The following is a 20,279-nucleotide window of genomic DNA, read 5'->3' as shown; positions in this document are numbered from 1 at the left end:
ACAGTACCTATGAATAACCAATATTCAATGCATATGTGCAAACCTGTGGTACTCAAATGGTTTGCACTGGCCGTGGCAAGCACTTTCCTGTTAATTGCTGTTCCCGGCGTTATGACGGCACAGCCTGAAAAGAATGACCGGCCCAACATCGTTTTTTTCCTGGTGGATGATCTGGGATGGAAGGATATTGGCAGTTTTGGTAGTACTTTTTATGAAACACCGAATATTGATGCACTGGCTGCAGAGGGCATGAGTTTTCTGCAGGCCTATGCGGCCAGCCCGGTATGCTCGCCAACGCGAGCCAGTATAATGGCCGGTAAAAATCCCGGCCGCATGAATACCACGGATTGGTTTGGGGCACCCCAGCCGGACAGGGTAGAGGGACACTGGACCCAGGACAAACCACTGCTGCCTGCTCGCTACCAGCCCTATTTGCCTCTGGAGGAAGAAACCATAGCGGAGGCCCTAAAACAGCACGGATACCGTACATTTTTTGCCGGGAAGTGGCACCTTGGAAGAGAGGAAAAATACTGGCCGGAGAATCAGGGTTTTGATGTTAACAAGGGCGGTTACCACAAGGGACAGCCCAACAACTATTTTTCACCGTATGACAATCCACGTCTTTCTGACGGACCCAACGGTGAGCACTTGCCGGATCGGCTGGCAGCGGAAACGGTCGATTTTATCAAAAAAAGCGGCGATGCGCCCTTTTTTGCCTACCTGTCCTTTTACTCCGTACATAACCCGCAGCAGGCTCGAAAGGATCTGATAGATAAATACAAGGAAAAGAAGGAAGAGCTGGGCCTTGAGGAAAAATGGGGACAGGAGGGAGATCGGAAAGTACGATTGATCCAGGAATCAGCGGTATATGCCGGAATGGTTGAGGCTATGGATCAGGCGGTGGGGAAAGTAATCCGCAGTATTCGGGAACGGGAAATCGAAGAGAATACCATTGTCATCTTCTTCTCTGATAATGGCGGACTCTCCACTTCAGAGGGGCACCCGACGTCGAATAGGCCCCTGCGGGCCGGCAAGGGATGGATGTACGAAGGAGGTATTCGTGAACCGATGATCATCAAATGGCCGGGCGTAACTACCCCGGGGGCTGCCACGCAGGAGCCGGTCGTCAGCATGGACTTCTATCCCACTATTTTGGAAGCGGCGGGACTTCCGCTTCAACCCGAGCAGCATCGGGATGGGAAAAGCCTGGTGCCGCTGCTCCAGGGGAAAAGGATGGATAGGGGCCCCTTGTATTTTCACTATCCGCACTACGGCAATCAGGGTGGATCACCTTCAAGTGCCATCCGAAGAGGAGATTACAAGCTGATCGAGTTTTATGAAGATGGCCATACCGAGCTGTATAATATCTCGGATGATATGGCAGAGCAGTCAAACCTGGTGGATGAAAAGCCGGAGCTGGTCCGTGAGCTCAAGCAGAGGCTCGATCGGTGGAAAAGTTCCGTGGGAGCCCGGCTTCCGTCAGAGAATTCCCGGGATGAAGCGAATTGATCACCTGAAATACGTATATAAATTCTTAATAACATCTTTCAGCCAGTATGAAGAATATTAGTAATAGATACCGGTCCTCATTTCTTTTGCCATGCCTGATCTTATTGGGAACCGTCGCCTGGGGTTGTGGCCAGAAAGAAACGAACAGGGATGACGATCCAGCTTCTTCCAAACCCAATATTATTTTCATCCTCACGGATGACATGGGCTGGGGAGATGTAGGCGTTTTTTATCAAAACAGTCGAAAAAAAGAGGGGGATCGAAGTGAACCGTGGCAGCGAACCCCCAACCTTGATCGGCTGGCTGCAGAAGGGGCCCGGCTTACTCATCATTATGTATCGGCTCCCGTATGTGCACCCTCGCGCGCCTCCCTGCTGTCAGGGCTCTCGCAGGGGCATGCCAACATCAGGGATAACCAGTTCGACAAGGCGCTGGCAGATAATCACACCATGGCTACCGTTCTGAAGGAGCTTGGCTATGCTACCGCTGCTTTTGGGAAGTGGGGGCTCCAGGGCGATGAGCGATATTCTGAGGATGGGGATGAATGGCCGGCACACCCGCTGAACCGCGGCTTCGATTATTTCCTGGGGTATATGCGGCATCGCGATGGACATGAACATTATCCCAAGGAAGGTATTTATCGCGGGCAGAAGGAAGTTTGGCGGAACAGGGAAAATATTACCCCAAAACTGGACAAGGCCTACACAGCGGATCTGTGGACGGCCGCCGCGAAACAGTGGATTACTGATCAGGTCCAAAACAGCAACGATGATGAACCCTTTTTTGCTTATCTGGCCTATGACACCCCGCATGCAGTGCTTGAATTACCGACCCAGCCCTATCCTGAAGGAGGAGGGCTTGACGGGGGACTGCAGTGGACCGGTGAAGCGGGCCAGATGATTAATACGGCTTCGGGTAAGGTGGACTCCTGGGTGCATCCGGATTATGCACAGGCAACGTTCGACCATGATAAAAAGGCATCAACCCCGGAAATTGCGTGGCCGGATGTTTATAAGCGGTATGCCACCGCCAACAGGAGAATTGACAGTGGGGTGGGGGATATTGTGACGTTGCTTGAAGACCTGGGGGTCGACTCAAATACGCTGATTGTCTTTACCTCCGACAACGGTCCCTCCCGGGAGTCGTACCTGCCCGAGGAGTATGAACCCAATAAACCAACATTTTTTGAAAGTTTTGGTCCCTTTGATGGCATCAAGAGGGATACCTGGGAAGGGGGCATACGCGTGCCGACTATAGCCTACTGGCCCGCCACCATACCCGCAGGCCAGGTTATTGACTTTCCAAGCATTAATTATGACTGGCTGCCAACCTTTGTAAATGCAGCGGGAGCTCCGGCACCGGCCATTGCGGATGGTGTCTCATTGCTGCCCGAACTGGAAGGGGGGGAGATTAACCACGACCGCACGATTTACCTGGAATACTTCCAGGGAGGCTCCACCCCTGAATATGAAGATTTTTCTATGGAACACCAGGGGCGTGAGCGAAATCAAATGCAAGTAGTGCGAATGGGAGACTATGTTGGCGTGCGGTATGATATTGAGTCAGCTCAGGACGATTTCGAAATTTATAATGTACCTAAAGATCCCCAGCAAACCGATAACCTGGCTCAGCAGCCGGAGAATCAGAGGTTCATCGGTAAGCTACAACAAAAAATGAAAGACAGGGCCCTGCAGTCGCGTATGCCCAATGAATCGGCCCCTCGCCCATATGATGATGAAATGATGCCTCCGGCCAGTAACGGGGAGACAGAAGCAGGGGTTACCTGGAAGGCGTACGACGGTACCTTTCCCTGGGTTCCCCGTGTCAGGACACTTGAACCGGCAGCCACCGGCAAGGCCAGCCGGCCGGATCCCGGGGTGGCGGACAAGGATCACCGGGCCCTGTTTTTCAGGGGATATATCGATGTTCCAGCGGACGGGACCTACAAGCTTTATTTAAGCACCGCTATGGGGGCGGTGTTGCGCATTCATGATGCAACCGTCATTGATGCGGACTATGGATACCGCCCCGGTACCGAACGCACCGGTGAGATAAAGCTGAAAGCGGGGCTGCATCCATTTCGGCTCTATTTTATGAATGGAAATAGAGAGGATGTCCGGCTGCAGCTGCAGTGGAGCGGACCGGGCATCTCAAAACAGCCTGTTCCACCTGGGCGCTTTAGACGGGGCAGGTGAGGCTTGTTTTTTGAAACATGGCGCCCTGTTGATCATTCCCCCAAACCTACGCAATGCGGGATGCCAGCCATAAGAGCAGGGACAGAGTAAATTACCATCTGCAGATGAAGTCCCGGATGTTCTATGTTCTTTCAATTCCGGATAGTTTCTTCAGCTTATTTATAGCAAAATGCGGTAAGTCAGGCTGGTAGTGGTACGCCATAAATCTTATTCCAGTGGTGCTTATTATCGCTGTCAATCGTATCCATATTGGCTTTTGCCAAATTGGAAAAGAAGACCTGCATAAAGCAAACCACCTATGATAGAAGACGTGGCGTAAATCTCCCTGCGAAAGATCAAGGGAGTGGATCCCGATAGAGCATCCCGCACAACTCCTCCCAACCACCCGGTAATGGTTCCCAGCGCAATTGCGATACCAATATCTATTTCAGCATTGAGGCCAACCGGAATACCCATTACCGTGAAAATCCCAGACCCACAGCATAAAAAAATAAAATCCAGCTCTGTATTTTTTGCATGTGGCTGTGCAGAATGACCGTGAGCAAAAAACCGGCAAATACTGACCAGATTGGCCGCGAGTTTATCAGTCAGCTCACGGGCAAATTTCCAACCAGCATATCACGGATCGTCTCCCTCCACTGGCCGTAACAAAAGCCAATACGAGAATTCCATATAAATAATAGCGATTTTGAATAGCCGCCGTTGTCCCTGATACGGCAAAGGTAAAGGTTCCAAGGTCCTCGGCTGTAGCCAGGAACTGATACCCAGAAAGTTCAATTATATTGATGGTATAGATTTGCTTACCCTGATTCTTGTTACCAGATTCTTATAACATATCCGACTGCCAATATTCTCCTGCATTGAAAATCAATTGGAGCAGGGGGCATAACGTGTAATGAAGCCCCCGCATCAGCCGTAAAATGTATCCCGGTACTTTCCAAATCATTAGATTTTGACTTTAAAAAACCTGGCGAAAGCAGTCAAAATTACCAGGTGTTATACTGTGAGATTGAACTTCTGACCGGGTGGAAACTTGGTGCCATTTTTTGCAGGTATATCTCATGTACTGTATGGTAGATGGTATTATTTCTATTTGATTTATTACACCATCGCTACTGCTCCATTGGTATTCAACAGAAAATAGATTTGATGTATCTCAAGAGGCAATTCTCTATTCGTTTTCAATAAAATTAGATTGAAACACGCGGTATTTAAACAGGGCTACAACGATGGCACCTCCAACACCATTTCCTGTGAGTGCAATAGCCAGAAATGTTATATAATCAAGAAAGGAGATAGTATCAGAAAACAGGAATGCCCCGAATACCTCAATATTACCAACAATACTGTGATGCAATCCGCCAAAGCCGATGATCGCCGTAATCATCGCAATCAATGCAATCCGGGTAATTGAGTTCACGATGGAGCTCAGAAGCCAGGTCAACAGACCCATAAGCCATCCCGCCGTTATAGCACTTAAAAAGATAACCAAGTGGTTATAACTAAGGATGTGCTCCCCAATTGTTGCCATGGTTTGATGTGTGAACAAATTCATTCGGGGGGCTAAATAGCTGATAAAAATTGCAAAGATGATCCCGCCTATAATATTACCGATAATTACATTTGCCCACATACGAAGTAGTTCCCATATACTTCGCTGACCGTTTAAAACAGGCAGTACTAAAATAGAGGTCTGTTCCGTAAATAACGCCGATTTTCCAACGATCACCATGATAAAGCCTACGGGGTAAACAATGCTGAACAATTGGAATATGGCACTGTTTGGGAGGGTTCCTTCCCAAAAAAAGAACAGGGCACAAACCAAAAGGTAGCTGAAACCTATTTCCAGGCCGGCAACAATAGAACTTAGAAATACGGTCTTGTTATTCAGGGAAAACATCGCTTCTCCTTCGTGGATAACGGTGCTCAGAATGTCGCTGTAACTTTTTGAAGTTTTGGCCTTTTTGGCTTTTTCTTCCAAGCGTTTTTGGTGGGGCGCCTGGTTGTTATTATTATTTTCCATATGGTATTTTAGTGGGATTTCTTCGTCAGTGAAAAACTTTACAATAAACTAAGCCCAAAGGAGGTCTTTGCAAAAGAATCCAGCTGATTATTTTCAGGGGGGGGTACCAGGTGGTATTCGTCAATTGTCCGATTTTTTTAAGTCTTATTAAGGTTAGCCAAGGACCTGTTCTTGCCAATGCTCCTTTCGGCAGCCTTTGCCATGATTACGGCAGGACGGGCTACAAATTGATGAAACTCCTAGCTATCCTGCCGCTACCTGGTACAGCCGTGATGGAAATAACGCTGATTGTTTTATCCCACGACAGGAGGGGGATACCTTTTTTCTATTTTACCTGCTTTGGTGAGGGGCAGTCCGTAATACACGCCGCTGATAATGAGAATATTTTTATCTGCATATCGTTCCCCGCTTAATGACTGCCTGTTGCCAGTTTTATGTAGTTATGGCCACTAAGGCTTCAATGAGAGGTACCGGATCCACCAGCCCGAGTGTCTGAACAACAGGTGGGAAAGCCAGGTCTCTGTTATCGATATTTCACATATAAGTACTATTGTGCCAGGTAGCCACCGTCAACCGGATAGTAACTGCCGGTAACAAATGAGGATTGATCAGAGGCCAGCCACAGTACCAGCTGAGCGACTTCTTCCGCCTCACCCAGTCTGCCCATGGGGTGCAGCTTTTCGAGGGATTTGATGCCTTCTTTACCCATTGTTTCTTCGTTGACCAGGTTGGTATAGATATAGCCGGGTCCAATGGCATTTATCCGAATGTTTTGTGCGGCGTATTCCAGGGAGGCACCTTTGGTGAGGCCCACAACTCCGTGCTTGGCGGCTACATAGCCGGCAGCACCGGGCGTACCTACTGAGCCAAGAATGGATGCCATATTAATGATGCTGCCGCCTCCGGAGTCGAGCATGGCGGGAATCTGCTGATTCATCCCGTAAAAGACCCCTGAAAGATTAATGCCGATGACGTTGTCCCATCCATCAACCGGGTATTCACCTACTGGTTCCTGCGGACCTCCGATGCCGGCATTGTTGATGGCAATATCCAGCTGTCCAAATTCATGCACTGTTTTTTGAACCAGCTTCTCATGATCTTTCGGCCTGGAGGTATCAGCTTTAACAAATAGAGCTTTTCCGCCATTGTTTTCAATATCGTTGACAACCTTTTTTCCTTCATCTTCCGCAATATCACTTACTACCACTTTTGCACCTTCTTTGGCCAGCAACAGGGCGGTTGCTTTTCCTATGCCTGCAGCTGCGCCTGTTACAATGGATACTTTGTTTTCTAATTGTTTCATCATATTCACCCTTATATTTATTACGGTGTAATTGTTCTATTGCTAACAATATACTTTACCGCCCTGCCACTTTCAGTTATTTCAAAAAAACACTCGATCCAGTAAAAGAAAGAGGAAAATTCAAGGGGCCGTGCCCTGCATCACTTGTTGGCCCTGGACAGGTGGGAGTTCTTTCTACAAAGTTGAAGGTATCAGATTCGCTACAAAAGCAGGGTTACCTTCTTCATCCAGCGTGCGGAGCATCTGATACGGAACCGTTAATACGACCAAAAAGAGAAGGGCGTAAATTCCACCGATACGGGATCGCCCAAAACATCGTGCGCGATGACCGTCGAAATCATGTTGATGCTAAAGCCGGCAAGACCCACTTTTTGAGATGTCCTGTAAATGGGGCAAGCGACAGCATTAGGCCGATTATTTGGGTTATGCCCAGTTCTCATCGAAATAATCGGGGAATCCCAGGTGCTCAAAGATTTGGGCCATTTGCGAGCTGGTAAAATACGTTACCGCACGGAAAAGCATCATGGCACTGAAGATTCCAGTTGCGATCCAGTATGTGATTTTCAATTTCTTTATAAGTTAATACAGGTATTCCTGATTAACCTGTGTTTTCCGATTACAATTTAAATTTCTGTACTTTAGCAGAGATTCAATCTCCCCTAAATCTCTCTTCTCCAAGAGGTATTTTTGAGAATCAATAATCATTGAAAGCTACTGTACCCTTTCTCTGCTAAATGAGTTCCTCCTTGGAGTAGGAGGTCAGGAGGATTGATTGTATGACAGAAAAGTGTTTTTAATCCAACTCACTAAGCAGACTCTGCAGATCGAGTGGACGGGTGACCATCCTGACTGAACCGTCCGCGGCATATTCCCATTCCTTTTTGGGACGATCACGGTAGAGCTCCACCCCATTGCCATCCGGGTCTTCCAGGTATACGGCTTCTGAGACGCCGTGATCACTGGCTCCACTGATGGGATAGTCCGCATCCATCAGCCGCTGTAGAATTACGGCCAGGTCTTTTCTTGTGGGATACAGAATGGCAGTGTGATACAACCCGGCACTGTTGCGGGGGGCGGGCGAACTACCCTTGCTGTGCCAGGTATTGAGTCCAATGTGATGATGATAGCCGCCGGCTGACAGAAAAGCCGCATTTTCGCCATACATGGTGGTCAGCTCAAAGCCCAGCAGCCCGCGGTAAAATTCGAGTGCCCGGTCCAGGTCAGACACTTTCAAATGCACGTGCCCGATACTGGTTTCAGCAGGTGTGGTGTATTCATTATTCATTGCAGGGTTTGTTTAATTAGAGCGCGGCATTGAGTTCTGCGCTGATCGTTTGAATTGGCTTCAACTTTAGACTGTGATTACCAAGGATATCCAACAGGTGGCTGAAGATAACAAAGGATTATTTATTAAGGGTCTAGTGAAGTAAAGTCTGAAATCATTTGTTAAAAACCGCGATACGACAGAAAAAAGTCACGATGAGATACCCGACGTGCTGCGAGACCAAAATAGGCGAAAAGACAGGCTGCGTATGCCGTAAGCGGTGCCCCGGAAACGAATTATCATTGATTGCGATTGACCCGTTTGTCAAGTCGGTTATTGAAGGAGATGAGTTCCTTCAGCAGGGGTTTATTTAGCGGTAAAATTACTGCGAACACGGCTCAGTGTTTCAGGGCTAATACCAAGATAAGAGGCTACCAGATTGAGGGGTACGCGATTCAGAAATTCGGGATTATGTTTGATCAGGCGGGTATACTTTTCCTCGGCCGTAAGTCCCAACGCATTTTCCAGGCGTTGCTGCAAGGCTACATAGGCATTCTGAAGGATAATGCGATGGTATCGCTCATAGGCTGGAATTTCATTCAGAAGCCTCTCGTGATTTTTTCTGTCCAGTACAAGCAGTTCACTGTCTTCGAGAACTTCAGTATTCACTGTAGATGGCTTTTGGGTGAAAAAGCTTTGCAGATCGGCAATCCACCAGCCGTCAAACGCAAAACGCAAAACATGTTGACTGCCCTTTGAATCTACGGAGTACGAACAGAGTGCTCCCTTCTCTACAAACGCCAGCTCGCGGCAAACATCACCTTCCTGGAGCAGAAATTGCCGTTTGAGCATCCGCTTGGGACGGAAATTGTTTTTGCACCGTTCCCATTCATCATCAGACAACGCAACATGGTCATGGATACTTTTATACAGTTGATCAAACATACAATAGAAGGTTTAGCGTGGGCGCTGATCCAATGTAAAAATTCAAAGAGTGATAGTCTATACAGTAAGAGGGTAGAGGTTGTTTCCCAATGCAGCATTAGTTGATTTTATCAAGCCATTCCGGCAGGTTTGCACTGTTCAATCTAAACACACTCAGTATACTTTTCACTTCATCTTCAGTGCTATTAAGGTTATTTTTCCTTTGTAAAATTTTTATTGCTTAAAACCCATAGGTGCAACGGTGCTGTCTGCTTCTTAAAAAGGGATATTCCGGCCATACGATCATGGATCAGCGTTAATGTCAATAATGATGGATTCAGCCCCCCAGTAATAACTGTGTGATTGGGGGTATCGCTCATAATAGCTTCAGTTTCAAGCGACTCGTGCTGCTTTTGCAGATATCCAGGCCGAGGGATATTCTTTTCTCATCCTGCTCCTTTGGATGGTCTCTTTATTGGTCTGAGAATTTATTTATCCAGTCATAGAGCGCTTCCAAATACTTTTCCAGATATTTTCTGGTGGTTTCGTCTGTCAAGGCTCCATCATTGTCAAATTTCTTATGGGCAAGTGACACCAGTATTTCCGGTTGAGGCATACAGTACGAATTGGTGAATTCAAAAGCCTGTCGCAACTGGCTTTGTCCGCGCGCAGAACCCGTCCTGCCGGGTGAGGCACCGAGAATTCCAACGGGTTTTTCATTCAACGGCGCGTTTTTTGCCGGCCGTGAAGCCCAGTCAATCGCATTTTTTGTGACAGCAGGAACCCCATGGTTGTATTCGGGCGTTGCAATAAGAAGCCCATCCGATCTGCGGATCGCTTCCTTGAATTCCATTACTCGCCCGGGATCCCCGTTGGCCTCCACATCCGCATTGTAGAGCGGAATACCTTCCAGATCAAAAATATGGATATTCATTGATTTCGGGGCAAGTTTTTTTGCTGCTCGCAGTATGGCTTTATTATAGGATCCGCTGCGGAGACTTCCGGCAAATGCCAGAATTTTGATGTCCTGATTGTTATCTGAAGCTGCATTCATTTTTTAAATCGGTTATGGTTTAAGGATAGTATAAGTTTTTTATTCAGCGTCACAAACACAGAGGTTCGGGACTTCTTATCTACCACGTTGTTTAAGTCCGTGATCCGTTACCTCTTCCACCAGCAAATATATCGCCGGTAGAAAACCATTGTATTGGTCCATTTTTCATTTCAACATCCACCGAAGCATCCAGCATAGTGATATACTGAGGTCGTGGGATATTATCTCAGTCATAATCAGGCTCCATCCGTCAAAAAATAATACCATTCGTATTCTATTTTCAGATACCTCACCGATTTGCCGGCGTTATTGAGTGTTATCCTGATATCCGTAAAATGATATTAACCATTGGCACCGGTGCAAAGACGACTAGCTTTCATAGCAGTGTGCTGTGTTAAAAGGTCAGCAGATCCATTCAACTATTTAATACATGGGCCATGATACCGCGGACGGTTTTTATTTCATCTTCATTTACCGTGTGTCCCATTCCCTCATAAATCCGCTTCGTCACAGTTGCACCGAGCTTGTGGAAAATCTCTTCCGTCTTGTCCACGCGCTCTTTGGGGATATGGGGGTCCACATTGCTGCATCCCAGGAAAACCGGGGTCTGCTCCATTGAGCCTGTATAATTCAATTCGTCGATAGTGGGCCCGATCAAACCGCCGCTGAGAGCGACGACTCCTCCCAGTTTCTGCGGGTGACGAGCTGCAAATTCGGACGCCAGACATGCCCCTTGTGAGAAGCCCAGCAGTAGGACCTTCTTTCGGGGGATGCCCCCTGCCGCTATGTCGTCGAGCACATTGTAAATCTCTTGTATTCCACTGGAGATACCTGGTTTATTTTGAGTTTTGGGTGTCAAAAAGGAGTGGGGATACCAGGTATGGTTATGGGCCCGGGGAGCCCTGTAATGGAAATCAGGTTGTGCAAATTCATCAGCAAGAGGAAACATGCTTTGTGGGCCAGCACCCCGTCCGTGAATCATCACCATGGCTGCTTTTGCGCGGGACAACGATGCCCCATGCTCGGCATGTGGTAGTCCTTGATGTGGTCCGTGAAATGGGTGTTGCGGATCAACTCGGAATAATGACATATCTTTTTCTAACAATATTAAATTTAAACGGTGATATCAGGTAATCGCTTTTCGATTATCTCTCTGCGAGACTCAAGCCAGGGTGGAAGAATAAGTTTTTCTCCCAGCCTGTCGGGATCCTCATCCACATCGTAGCCCGGACCATCGGTTGCTATTTCAAACAGGACTCCGCCCGGAGACCGGAAGTAAACCGAGTGGAACCAGTGTCGATCAATAATAGTCGTCGGATTTAAATCCATCGCGATTACTTTCTTACGCAGTTCGGACAGCTCCTCATCATCTTTGGCACGGAAGGCGACATGGTGGACAATTCCCCGCCCATTTGCCGAAGGTTTGGACTTCCCCTCTTCAATGATAACAGACCCGCCTACAGGGGCCTCTGTTGTGTAAAGCCATGCATTATCCTCTTGGCCGGTTTCCTCAAAGCCGAACACCGTTTGTAACACTTCAGCTGTTGGTTCATGTTTTTTCAAACGGAGTGTAGTTCCCCGAAACCCCCGTATACCGTATGCTGCCGGTACGGTGCCTTCATCCCAGCCCGGCAATTGATCTGCCTGCTCATCAAATACGAGTTCCAGCTGCAGGCGATCGGGATCTTTAAACCCTAAGGTTTGTTGTCCAAACCGGTCATAGGGACCATCAAAGTCGATGCCTTCTGCACCAAAATGTTCAACCCAGTATTCCATTGAGTTGGAAGGAACAGCGAAAGCAACTTTGATGGCTTCACCCAGACCGGATTTGCCCTGTCGTGCCATTGGCCAGGGGAAGAACGTCAGCCCGGACCCCGGAGAACCATTAGCATTGCCATAAAACAGGTGGTAGGTACTTGGATCGTCCTGGTTGACCGATTTTTTTACCAACCGCATTCCAAGGGATTGTACGTAAAAATCGGCGTTTCGCTGGGCATCGCCCGAAAGTACAGTAATATGATGAATTCCTTTATTGTGTTTTTTCATGGCAACTTGATTTATTCATTGACGTTAAATCATTTATTATTAAACTAATTATATTCTGTGAGGAATGCATTGATATTCGTCAGGATCAATACTTGATATATATCAACCGGACGGTTCATTGGAAATGCGATATTCCATGATAAATGGAGAATTTGTTCTCTATTGCAAAACCTATGCTGCTAGGTTGACAACCATGGTGAGTCGGGGAATTGGTGAAATAAAAAAGGGCATAACTGGTTTATTGCGTATGTCAAGAATTCGACGTGACGAGAGAAATCCTGGAAGCTGCACTCAGTCCGTACTGAAGATTACTCAAAATTTTACATTTGTCATAGTGGTCCAAAAACAACCGGCAGCCGGAATTATCATAGCCGGCTGCAGCCATCGACTTCAGCCAGGTGCAGGAATTTTTAAAGCGATAAAACCTCTGGTTGCAGATGATCGGGAAGATTAAACATGAGCACAGGCCGCCCCGGCATACAGCGCCTACGTATTATAACCGGCTGTGACAGTTTCATTGATTCCGTATTCCCGGGCGGATTTGAAATTGAATGCAACGTTATAGGTTACAGTTGGAGATAGGAAAGGTCCGGTCAAAGGGTCATTTTGGTTGTGGATCAGCTGTTTTACGGTTGTACAACCCAAGCATCGCAAGTTTACCAAGCTTTACAAACTTACAAGAGGTGGCTTAGGGGAAGATAGGCTTGGAACGGAATGTTTTCTGTTCTTAGGCTCATCCTGTAATCAAAAAACTATCACAGAGCGGAAATTAATCATCCATTGTCTGGTTTCCCGGAGCTTCGGTGAATAGTCCCTGATCTGTCAAGCAGTGCAAAAATACCGAAGCCTGATGAAATGCAGCTTCATTTTTTATTCCCGTTGAAGCGGCCACCTGAAAGGATGGCTGGGACAAAATATCGGAGGATGAAGGTCATAAAATAAAAAAGCGGATATCTTTCAGCAAAGATACCTGCTTCCAGCGTATAGGACGTAATCCGACGTGTTAGCTTTGGATAAACTGCACGTTCAGTTGCAGTTTTATTTTGTCTCCCACAACAACATTCCCTGCTTCGGTTACGGCATCCCAGGTGAGTCCGAACTCTTTTCGGTTGATTGTCCCGGTTACTTCAAATCCTGCTTTGGTGTTACCATAAGGATCGCCTGCCGTACCGCCGTGAACGACATCCAGTTCGATTTCTTTGGTGACGTCACGAATGGTCAGGTCACCGGTAACTTTGTATTCTCCTTCACCAGTCTTCTCAAAATTTTTGGATTCAAATTCAATTTTTGGATACTCTTCAGCATTAAAGAAATCATCTGACTTCAGATGTTGATCGCGATCTTCATTATTGGTGGAAATACTATTAATGTCGGCCTTGAATGTCGCTTTGGCATTTTCAAAATCACCGCCTTCAGCTTTAATTTTTCCATCGAAAGAATGAAAACTCCCGGTAACGCTGGAAATCACCAGGTGTTTTACCTTGAATTGCACTTCTGAATGAATTGGATCAATGGTCCATATGGTTTTTGTTGCAGTACTCATAATAAAATTAGTTTGATGTTAAACAGTTTGTTCATTTTCAACATACTGAACCATCATTATGGCATCATTGATATAGGGCATGAAATAGTCTTGATTTATATCAAGGAACGTGCCATACAATGGGTGGTTTTATCCATGATTCAGCTACCGTCAGGCGATAGCCTATTCGGAAACCCGGTATGTAAAGGAGTTCGGGACGGCTTAATCAACTTTTTGTACATGTTATACAGCCACAGCACGCTGGATTTTTTGGTACAAAGCCAGGGCGGGGGGAGGGTAATACAATGATGTCTGTTTCGCTCAGTCTTTGGTTCAGAATATTGTAGCAGCCTTCTAACAGGTCGTGACCATTGTTTTATGTGGGAGATGAATCAGAAAAGTGATAAAAACTTATTCCAGTACTTGAAACAAAGGGGACAGACCAAGAAGAAAGGGGAACTGTTTCTTACCAAATAAATAAGCCCCTGCAGGCGGGACCTGCAAGGGCTGTCGTACCGCGTACGGGATTCGAACCCGTGTTACCGCCGTGAAAGGGCGGCGTCCTAAACCCCTAGACGAACGCGGCATATCATGGTGTCAGTAAAAAAGCTTTACCGAACGATGGTTCAGCAAAGCTACCGGGCAACGGCCCAAAGAATACCGGTAAAAAATCTATTTTACAAGTATATTTTGGATAAAAAAGGGAGCCTGATGGGATTTGAACCCACGGCCTCCAGGGCCACAACCTGGCGCTCTAACCAACTGAGCTACAGGCTCCATGAAACAATTATTCAAACAGCTGATACCCCAAAATGGTATGCTCGGCCATTTGCGTTTTAATAGCAGTACCGCGTACGGGATTCGAACCCGTGTTACCGCCGTGAAAGGGCGGCGTCCTAAACCCCTAGACGAACGCGGCATTGTAATGATGTCAAACAACACGTTGCCAGTATATCGGCTGAGGCGACAGGCGGATTCGAACCGCCGTAGGAGGTTTTGCAGACCTCTGCCTAACCACTCGGCCATGTCGCCTTGAATACAAAGTAACAAACAAAATTATCTCCGGGAACCATAAAATGGAGCTGTTTGTGCACTATGCAACTAATCCTGTACGCCCGACAGGAGTCGAACCTGTAACCTACGGCTTAGAAGGCCGTTGCTCTATCCAGTTGAGCTACGGGCGCCTATAACTCAAAGAGCAAAAAACGTTTAGGCTTTCTGCCGTTTGCCAATCAAAATTTCAACAGTGTCGGGGAGACAGGATTTGAACCTGCGACCCTTCGCTCCCAAAGCGAATGCGCTACCGGACTGCGCTACTCCCCGATTTCTTTTCAGAAAGATGTCAAATATAAGAGTCTTTATATCTCAAATCAATTTCAAAATAAAATGAATTTTACTCCCGAAGCTTGACCCACCATTCTTTTAAAAATCCGATCCCATAGGCTGTAAGCTGGATAAATGCCGTTGCCATGCTGAGCAGTCCAATGGAGATTCTTTGATGTTTATAAGAAGAATGAACGAAGATCAGTGCGAAATATGCTAAAAAGGGGACCAGGAGCTTCTCAAAGAGCCACAGGGACCATAACGGGAGGGAACAAAAGAAGAGTACGCCAAGAGTGAACATAACCGGGAGCAAGTGGACGATCTTAATCTGGTCGGGATAGAACCGGCTGATATTGATGCGGGCCCTGCCAAAAAAATGCAGCTGTTTAAAAAATTGTGTCAGATTTGTGCGTCGTTTATGATAGACGTAAGCGTTTTCGATGAGTGCGGTTTTGAATCCGGAATCAATGATGCGAATGCTGAATTCGATATCCTCGCCCATGCGGGTAATACGATACCCTCCGGTCTCCTCGTATACTTGACGGGAGATCCCCATGTTGAAACTCCGCGGATGAAAGGTACCGGCATGACGTTTGTTGCCCCGGATGCCTCCGGTGGTAAGGGGGGAGGTCATGGCGTAGCTGATGGCTTTCTGTACGGGCGTAAAATCGGCATGGGCCCGGTCGGGTCCCCCGTATGCATCCACGGGATCCCTCTCAAGGTACTGGTTGACTGTTTCAAAGTAATGGGGAGGGATGAGGCAGTCGGAATCGAATACCACCAGGTAATCGCCCTCGGCCCGTTCGAAGCCAAAATTGCGGCTGAAACCCTGGCCTGAATTTTTTTTGTAGTAATACCGAATATTCAACTGCTCCCGGTACTTCTCCACAATATCTTTACAGCGATTTTCGGAACCATCTTCGACAATCAGTGTTTCAAAGTGGGGATAGGTTTGCTTCGTAAGGCTATCCAGCAGCTCGTCAACTTCTTGCGGGCGATTATAAACAGGAATAATGACCGAAAATAACATCTTATTCTTGGCTAAATTGATAAAAGGCCAAATCTACAAAGAATATGGTAGAATTATGGACTGATATTTGTCTGCATCTCTATGAAAAAATTCCGTTCTTAAATTCTTTTAATTTCAATATCCGAGCACCTTTAGATTTATGATTCGTATTTCATTTCAGTTACTGTTTCTCCTGCTTCTTCCCGTGATGACTTCTGCACAATCCGTGACCATTTCTCCAACTAGTGAAACGGCCGATAACGGTTCTTCGGTTCTTTCTCTGAGCGACGGCGCCAAAGTTTCAATAGACTCCCGGACAATTACGTTCCTGGATTCCGGGAGCAGCGGTCAATTTTCGGCTTTGGGATTTTCCCCTGACCGCTCGGTTGTCAGTCTGCTGAATAATGTTCAGGGAAAGGCCCGTGTTACGTTGTTAACCGCCAGCGGTGATACCCTCAACCGCTATTCCTCCATCTCACTGAGTTCCAGCGATCCTTCGCTGGGGATTTATCCGACCAATGGGGGACACCTGTTACTTCGGAATAATATTATGAACTTTACATTCCATGACGAATCGGGCAATATTGGAACCAACATATCCAACGGAAGTAACAGCGAACAGGGAGAGACGATTTCACAGCTTGTGATGAATCCGACCCAGGAAACAATTCTGCTTTATACGTCCAAAATTAAGCGGGAGGGCCAGGTCGGTTCGAAGATCCGGCTGGTTGATGCCGACAGGAAACTTCAGTACCTCTATCAGAGTGATGATCGATATATTAAGGACCTTGATCTGTCTGGTGATGGAACCATGGTCAGTTTTGTTACCGCGGCCAGCGGTACCAGTGACCGGGTCGTGGTTATGGACAAATATGGAAATCAAATCAACAGTATTTCGGCCGAAAATCAACTTCAGGGAGCTACACTATCGGCCGACAACAGCCACCTGACACTTTTTTCTGAGAACAGGATACGGGTATACAATGTGCTGACCGGAGAGAATATGGGGAGCACCAGCCTGCAGGAGCCGGTCTTCATGGCTGAATACGTTCCGGAAGACCAAATGCTTCTTATAGTTAGCGGTAATTTCAGCACTTCATCATCAAAGCTGAGCAATATTGAAGTCAAGGCAGTGGACCTGGGCAGGCGTGATATCACCAGCACCTCATACTCCGGACGTCTGACCTTCCATGAGAGCCTCCGGCGCGGTATTCAGCGGCTCTCGTCGAACAACTATCGGCTTACCGGGGCAAACAAAGAGCTGAACATTGAGGTCTCTTTTTAACGGTAAATACGTTTACGTTTCCGGATTCTGGCGGCTGACTGTTTTAAACTGAAAAGGCCTCTTGCATGTGGCAAGAGGCCTTTTTGATTGTTTCATAATAGCAGGTACTATGCCTTGGCTTCGGAGGCCGACTCCTTGTTTTCTGAGTCAGAAGCCTCATCGCCGTCACTTTCCTCCTTGGAGGATTCCGTCCAATCGAAGGTGAGTCCGTCGCGCGATTTGTTCATTTTTATCTTTATGCTTGAGCCCTGGGGATGCTCGGATTCGAGCAGCTCCTCGGCCAGTGGCTCTTCCACATATTTCTGAATTGCTCGTTTAAGCGGTCGGGCGCCGTACTTCTGATCGAACCCTTTATCGCTGAGGAAATCCTTGGCCCCTTTGGTAACCTCGATGTGGTATCCGAGTTCACGGATACGCTTGAAGAGGTCATCGGAGAGCAGGTCGATAATCTGGAAAATATCCTCTTTCTCCAGTGCGCGGAAGGTAATCACATCATCGATACGATTGAGGAATTCCGGATTAAACACTTTTTTCAGTGCATCTTGAATCGTTGATTTCATTTTTTCGTAGTCGAGGCTGCTGTCGCCAGGCGTAAAACCGATGCCCTGGCCGAGATTTCGGATATCCCGTGCCCCGATATTGGACGTCATGATAATGATGGTATTGCGAAAGTCCACCTTGCGACCCAGACTATCGGTGAGTATACCGTCATCCAGCACCTGCAGCAGGATGTTGAATACATCCGGGTGGGCCTTTTCGATTTCATCCAGCAGTACAACGCTGTAGGGCTTGCGGCGCACCTTTTCTGTGAGCATGCCGCCCTCTTCGTAGCCCACATAGCCCGGAGGTGCTCCCACCAGCCGCGAAACGGAGAACTTTTCCATGTATTCGCTCATATCGATGCGAATAAGGGCGTCCTCTTTGTCGAAGAGGTATTGCGCCAGGACCTTGGCCATCTCGGTTTTACCAACCCCGGTGGGGCCGAGGAAAATAAACGAACCGATGGGCCGCGTAGGATCCTTGAGTCCGGCACGCGTGCGCTTGATGGCCTTGGTAAGCTTTACAATGGCTTCATTTTGGCCAATGATTTTTTTCGAGAGTTCCTCCTTCATCTTAACCAGCTTCTTGCTTTCACTCTGGCTGATTTTACTGACGGGAACTCCGCTCATCATGCCCACAACCTGGGCAACATCATTTTCTTCTACATCATAGATAATCTCTTCGGACTCTTTCTCCCATTTTTCCTGGGCCTGTTCGAGTTCGTCGGTGAGTCTTTTTTCCTTGTCCCGGAGACGGGCCGCTTCTTCAAAGCGCTGTTTTTTGACCATGCCGTTCTTCTCTTTGCTGGTCTGTTCAATCTCTTCCTCCAGGTCAATGATATGCTGGGGAACATGGATGTTGGAAAGATGGACGCGCGCGCCCGCCTCGTCCAGCGCATCAATCGCCTTGTCCGGCAGGAAATGGTCCGTCACATACCGGTCGGTAAGCTTGACGCAGGCTTCAATTGCGGCATCGGAGTAGGAGACGCTGTGGTGCTTCTCGTATTTGTCCTTGATCTGCCGGAGAATTTCAACGGTCTCTTCCGGGGTGGTGGGATCAACCATGATTTTCTGGAACCGTCGTTCAAGAGCCCCGTCCTTTTCAATGTGCTGACGATATTCGTTCAGCGTGGTTGCCCCGATGGCCTGTACTTCGCCCCGTGCCAGTGCCGGTTTCAGCATGTTGGATGCGTCGAGAGAGCCGCTGGCCCCTCCGGCACCCACGATGGTGTGAAGTTCGTCTATAAAGAGGATAACATTTTCCGTCTTCTCTAGTTCACTCATGACGGCCTTCATACGCTCTTCAAACTGCCCGCGGTACTTGGTACCGGCCACGAGCGCGGCCAGATCGAGGGCTATGACGCGTTTGTCATACAGCACACGCGATACCTTGCGCTCCATAATACGTGTCGCTAATCCCTCCGCAATAGCGGTCTTGCCAACGCCGGGTTCTCCAATGAGCACCGGGTTGTTCTTTTTGCGTCGGCTCAGTACCTGAGCGACGCGTTCAATCTCTTCTTCCCGACCAATGATGGGGTCGAGTTTATCATCTTCAGCCATCTGCGTAAGATCCCGGCCGAAATTGTCAAGTACAGGGGTTTTTGATTTTTCCATTTTCTTTTCTCGTGAGCTTCCAGACGATTTTGAGCCTTTGGATGAAGAGGAAAGGCTTGCCGAGACAGATCGAGAATCCTGGCGATCGTCGTCCGGTGATTTTCCTGAAATAATAAGGTCCAGCTCTTCGCGAACTGCATCGTACGACACGTTGAACTGCTGCAGTATCTGTGCGGCAATATTTTCATCATCGCGCAACAGCGACAGCAGCAGATGCTCAGTGCCAATCGTATCACTTTTGTAGAGCTTAGCTTCGAGGTAGGTTATGCGCAGTACTTTTTCAGCTTGTTTTGTAAGCGGAATATTACCGACTTTTACAGATCCACCGGTACCGCGAACCGTATCTTCAACGGTTTTCTTGAGCTTGAAAAGGTCGCAATTAAGGTTTTTCAAGATTTTAACAGCTACACCTTCGCCAAGACGTACAATTCCTAAAATTAAGTGCTCCGTGCCGATATAGTCATGTCCCAGTCGCAGTGCTTCTTCACGACTGAATTGAATGACGTCTCGAACTTTGCTTGAGAAATTACCCTCCATAAATCGAATCTTCTTAAACTTTTGGGGTTATCTATCAATCGGTAAAACGAGTGAATCGAGAATTTAGTTCATATTCTTTTATCGAAAGTAGTACTGGCATCGTGCAAAAGCAAACAAAAAGAGTGGATTTAC

Annotated in this window: 16 protein-coding genes and 6 tRNA genes; 4 read left to right on the top strand and 18 right to left on the bottom strand. The window is 47.5% G+C overall.

The features are described from left to right. Positions 1–9 precede the first annotated feature (9 nt). Positions 10–1,509: a sulfatase gene (locus tag FN808_RS03830; protein ID WP_142713223.1), complete on the top strand. Its 1,500-nt coding sequence runs from the start codon at positions 10–12 to the stop codon at positions 1,507–1,509. 47 nt (positions 1,510–1,556) lie between these two features. Then, on the top strand, positions 1,557–3,704 hold the full coding sequence (locus FN808_RS03825) for a sulfatase-like hydrolase/transferase (RefSeq protein WP_142713222.1): 2,148 nt from the start codon (positions 1,557–1,559) through the stop codon (positions 3,702–3,704). Positions 3,705–3,938: 234 nt separating this feature from the next. Here FN808_RS03825 and FN808_RS19405 read toward each other — a convergent pair whose 3' ends face one another. The 9 genes from FN808_RS19405 to FN808_RS03780 form a co-directional block, all read right to left on the bottom strand. Then, positions 3,939–4,196, bottom strand: a complete 258-nt coding sequence (locus FN808_RS19405; protein WP_350354185.1) for a trimeric intracellular cation channel family protein — start codon at positions 4,194–4,196, stop codon at positions 3,939–3,941. Between the two features lie 100 nt (positions 4,197–4,296). Further along, positions 4,297–4,458 (bottom strand): TRIC cation channel family protein, encoded by a 162-nt coding sequence (locus tag FN808_RS19400; RefSeq protein ID WP_350354184.1) that lies wholly within the window; start codon positions 4,456–4,458, stop codon positions 4,297–4,299. Between the two features lie 417 nt (positions 4,459–4,875). Further along, entirely contained in the window at positions 4,876–5,727 is an 852-nt protein-coding gene (locus tag FN808_RS03810) for a formate/nitrite transporter family protein (RefSeq protein ID WP_142713220.1), read from the bottom strand. Between the two features lie 547 nt (positions 5,728–6,274). Beyond that, positions 6,275–7,030, bottom strand: coding sequence for an SDR family NAD(P)-dependent oxidoreductase (locus tag FN808_RS03805; protein ID WP_142713219.1), 756 nt, complete (start codon positions 7,028–7,030; stop codon positions 6,275–6,277). Between the two features lie 793 nt (positions 7,031–7,823). Then, on the bottom strand, positions 7,824–8,315 hold the full coding sequence (locus FN808_RS03800; RefSeq protein ID WP_142713218.1) for a VOC family protein: 492 nt from the start codon (positions 8,313–8,315) through the stop codon (positions 7,824–7,826). A gap of 345 nt (positions 8,316–8,660) precedes the next feature. Then, positions 8,661–9,239, bottom strand: coding sequence for a Crp/Fnr family transcriptional regulator (locus tag FN808_RS03795; protein WP_142713217.1), 579 nt, complete (start codon positions 9,237–9,239; stop codon positions 8,661–8,663). Positions 9,240–9,690: 451 nt separating this feature from the next. Then, positions 9,691–10,272, bottom strand: a complete 582-nt coding sequence (locus tag FN808_RS03790) for an NADPH-dependent FMN reductase (protein ID WP_142713216.1) — start codon at positions 10,270–10,272, stop codon at positions 9,691–9,693. A 415-nt stretch (positions 10,273–10,687) separates the two neighbouring features. Continuing rightward, positions 10,688–11,362 carry an alpha/beta hydrolase gene (locus FN808_RS03785; RefSeq protein ID WP_142713215.1) on the bottom strand — a complete coding sequence of 225 codons (675 nt, stop codon included), beginning with the start codon at positions 11,360–11,362 and terminating at the stop codon, positions 10,688–10,690. 23 nt (positions 11,363–11,385) lie between these two features. Then, positions 11,386–12,318: a ring-cleaving dioxygenase gene (locus tag FN808_RS03780; protein ID WP_142713214.1), complete on the bottom strand. Its 933-nt coding sequence runs from the start codon at positions 12,316–12,318 to the stop codon at positions 11,386–11,388. 136 nt (positions 12,319–12,454) lie between these two features. On the opposite strand from FN808_RS03780, the gene FN808_RS03775 reads away from it, so the two are divergent. After that, complete coding sequence (locus tag FN808_RS03775; RefSeq protein WP_142713213.1) at positions 12,455–12,772, top strand: hypothetical protein; 318 nt, start codon at positions 12,455–12,457, stop codon at positions 12,770–12,772. A 549-nt stretch (positions 12,773–13,321) separates the two neighbouring features. Here FN808_RS03775 and FN808_RS03770 read toward each other — a convergent pair. The 8 genes from FN808_RS03770 to FN808_RS03735 form a co-directional block, all read right to left on the bottom strand. Next, a complete protein-coding gene (locus FN808_RS03770) occupies positions 13,322–13,861 on the bottom strand; it encodes a YceI family protein (RefSeq protein ID WP_142713212.1) in 540 nt (179 codons plus the stop codon). Positions 13,862–14,353: 492 nt separating this feature from the next. Next, positions 14,354–14,426 (bottom strand) — tRNA-Glu (locus FN808_RS03765). 117 nt (positions 14,427–14,543) lie between these two features. Continuing rightward, positions 14,544–14,617: transfer RNA gene (locus tag FN808_RS03760), tRNA-His, on the bottom strand. Positions 14,618–14,686: 69 nt separating this feature from the next. Beyond that, a tRNA-Glu gene (locus FN808_RS03755) sits at positions 14,687–14,759 on the bottom strand. 42 nt (positions 14,760–14,801) lie between these two features. Further along, a tRNA-Cys gene (locus FN808_RS03750) sits at positions 14,802–14,872 on the bottom strand. Positions 14,873–14,950: 78 nt separating this feature from the next. Next, positions 14,951–15,024 (bottom strand) — tRNA-Arg (locus FN808_RS03745). Positions 15,025–15,089: 65 nt separating this feature from the next. Continuing rightward, positions 15,090–15,163: transfer RNA gene (locus FN808_RS03740), tRNA-Pro, on the bottom strand. Between the two features lie 70 nt (positions 15,164–15,233). Further along, on the bottom strand, positions 15,234–16,193 hold the full coding sequence (locus FN808_RS03735; RefSeq protein WP_142713211.1) for a glycosyltransferase family 2 protein: 960 nt from the start codon (positions 16,191–16,193) through the stop codon (positions 15,234–15,236). Positions 16,194–16,332: 139 nt separating this feature from the next. Between FN808_RS03735 and FN808_RS03730 the strand changes: the two genes are divergently transcribed. After that, on the top strand, positions 16,333–17,457 hold the full coding sequence (locus tag FN808_RS03730; protein ID WP_142713210.1) for a hypothetical protein: 1,125 nt from the start codon (positions 16,333–16,335) through the stop codon (positions 17,455–17,457). 107 nt (positions 17,458–17,564) lie between these two features. Here the strand turns inward: FN808_RS03730 and FN808_RS03725 are convergent, their stop codons facing one another. Beyond that, complete coding sequence (locus FN808_RS03725; RefSeq protein ID WP_142713209.1) at positions 17,565–20,147, bottom strand: ATP-dependent Clp protease ATP-binding subunit; 2,583 nt, start codon at positions 20,145–20,147, stop codon at positions 17,565–17,567. Positions 20,148–20,279 lie beyond the last annotated feature (132 nt).

The organism is Fodinibius sediminis, assembly GCF_900182555.1.
In the GTDB taxonomy this organism is placed as follows: domain Bacteria; phylum Bacteroidota; class Rhodothermia; order Balneolales; family Balneolaceae; genus Fodinibius; species Fodinibius sediminis.
The sequence above is the reverse complement of the archived record's forward strand: the minus strand, read 5'-3'. Positions and strand labels throughout refer to the sequence as shown.

What these genes read in the sequence shown, in the direction of transcription:
- FN808_RS03805 (WP_142713219.1), bottom strand. Translation starts at nt 7,030, where the DNA reads ATGAAACAATTAGAAAACAAAGTATCCATTGTAACAGGCGCAGCTGCA.
- FN808_RS03790 (WP_142713216.1), bottom strand. Translation starts at nt 10,272, where the DNA reads ATGAATGCAGCTTCAGATAACAATCAGGACATCAAAATTCTGGCATTT.
- FN808_RS03830 (WP_142713223.1), top strand. Translation starts at nt 10, where the DNA reads ATGAATAACCAATATTCAATGCATATGTGCAAACCTGTGGTACTCAAA.
- FN808_RS03725 (WP_142713209.1), bottom strand. Translation starts at nt 20,147, where the DNA reads ATGGAGGGTAATTTCTCAAGCAAAGTTCGAGACGTCATTCAATTCAGT.
- FN808_RS03770 (WP_142713212.1), bottom strand. Translation starts at nt 13,861, where the DNA reads ATGAGTACTGCAACAAAAACCATATGGACCATTGATCCAATTCATTCA.
- FN808_RS03730 (WP_142713210.1), top strand. Translation starts at nt 16,333, where the DNA reads ATGATTCGTATTTCATTTCAGTTACTGTTTCTCCTGCTTCTTCCCGTG.
- FN808_RS03780 (WP_142713214.1), bottom strand. Translation starts at nt 12,318, where the DNA reads ATGAAAAAACACAATAAAGGAATTCATCATATTACTGTACTTTCGGGC.
- FN808_RS03800 (WP_142713218.1), bottom strand. Translation starts at nt 8,315, where the DNA reads ATGAATAATGAATACACCACACCTGCTGAAACCAGTATCGGGCACGTG.
- FN808_RS03785 (WP_142713215.1), bottom strand. Translation starts at nt 11,362, where the DNA reads ATGTCATTATTCCGAGTTGATCCGCAACACCCATTTCACGGACCACAT.
- FN808_RS03775 (WP_142713213.1), top strand. Translation starts at nt 12,455, where the DNA reads ATGATAAATGGAGAATTTGTTCTCTATTGCAAAACCTATGCTGCTAGG.
- FN808_RS03735 (WP_142713211.1), bottom strand. Translation starts at nt 16,193, where the DNA reads ATGTTATTTTCGGTCATTATTCCTGTTTATAATCGCCCGCAAGAAGTT.
- FN808_RS03795 (WP_142713217.1), bottom strand. Translation starts at nt 9,239, where the DNA reads ATGTTTGATCAACTGTATAAAAGTATCCATGACCATGTTGCGTTGTCT.
- FN808_RS03825 (WP_142713222.1), top strand. Translation starts at nt 1,557, where the DNA reads ATGAAGAATATTAGTAATAGATACCGGTCCTCATTTCTTTTGCCATGC.
- FN808_RS03810 (WP_142713220.1), bottom strand. Translation starts at nt 5,727, where the DNA reads ATGGAAAATAATAATAACAACCAGGCGCCCCACCAAAAACGCTTGGAA.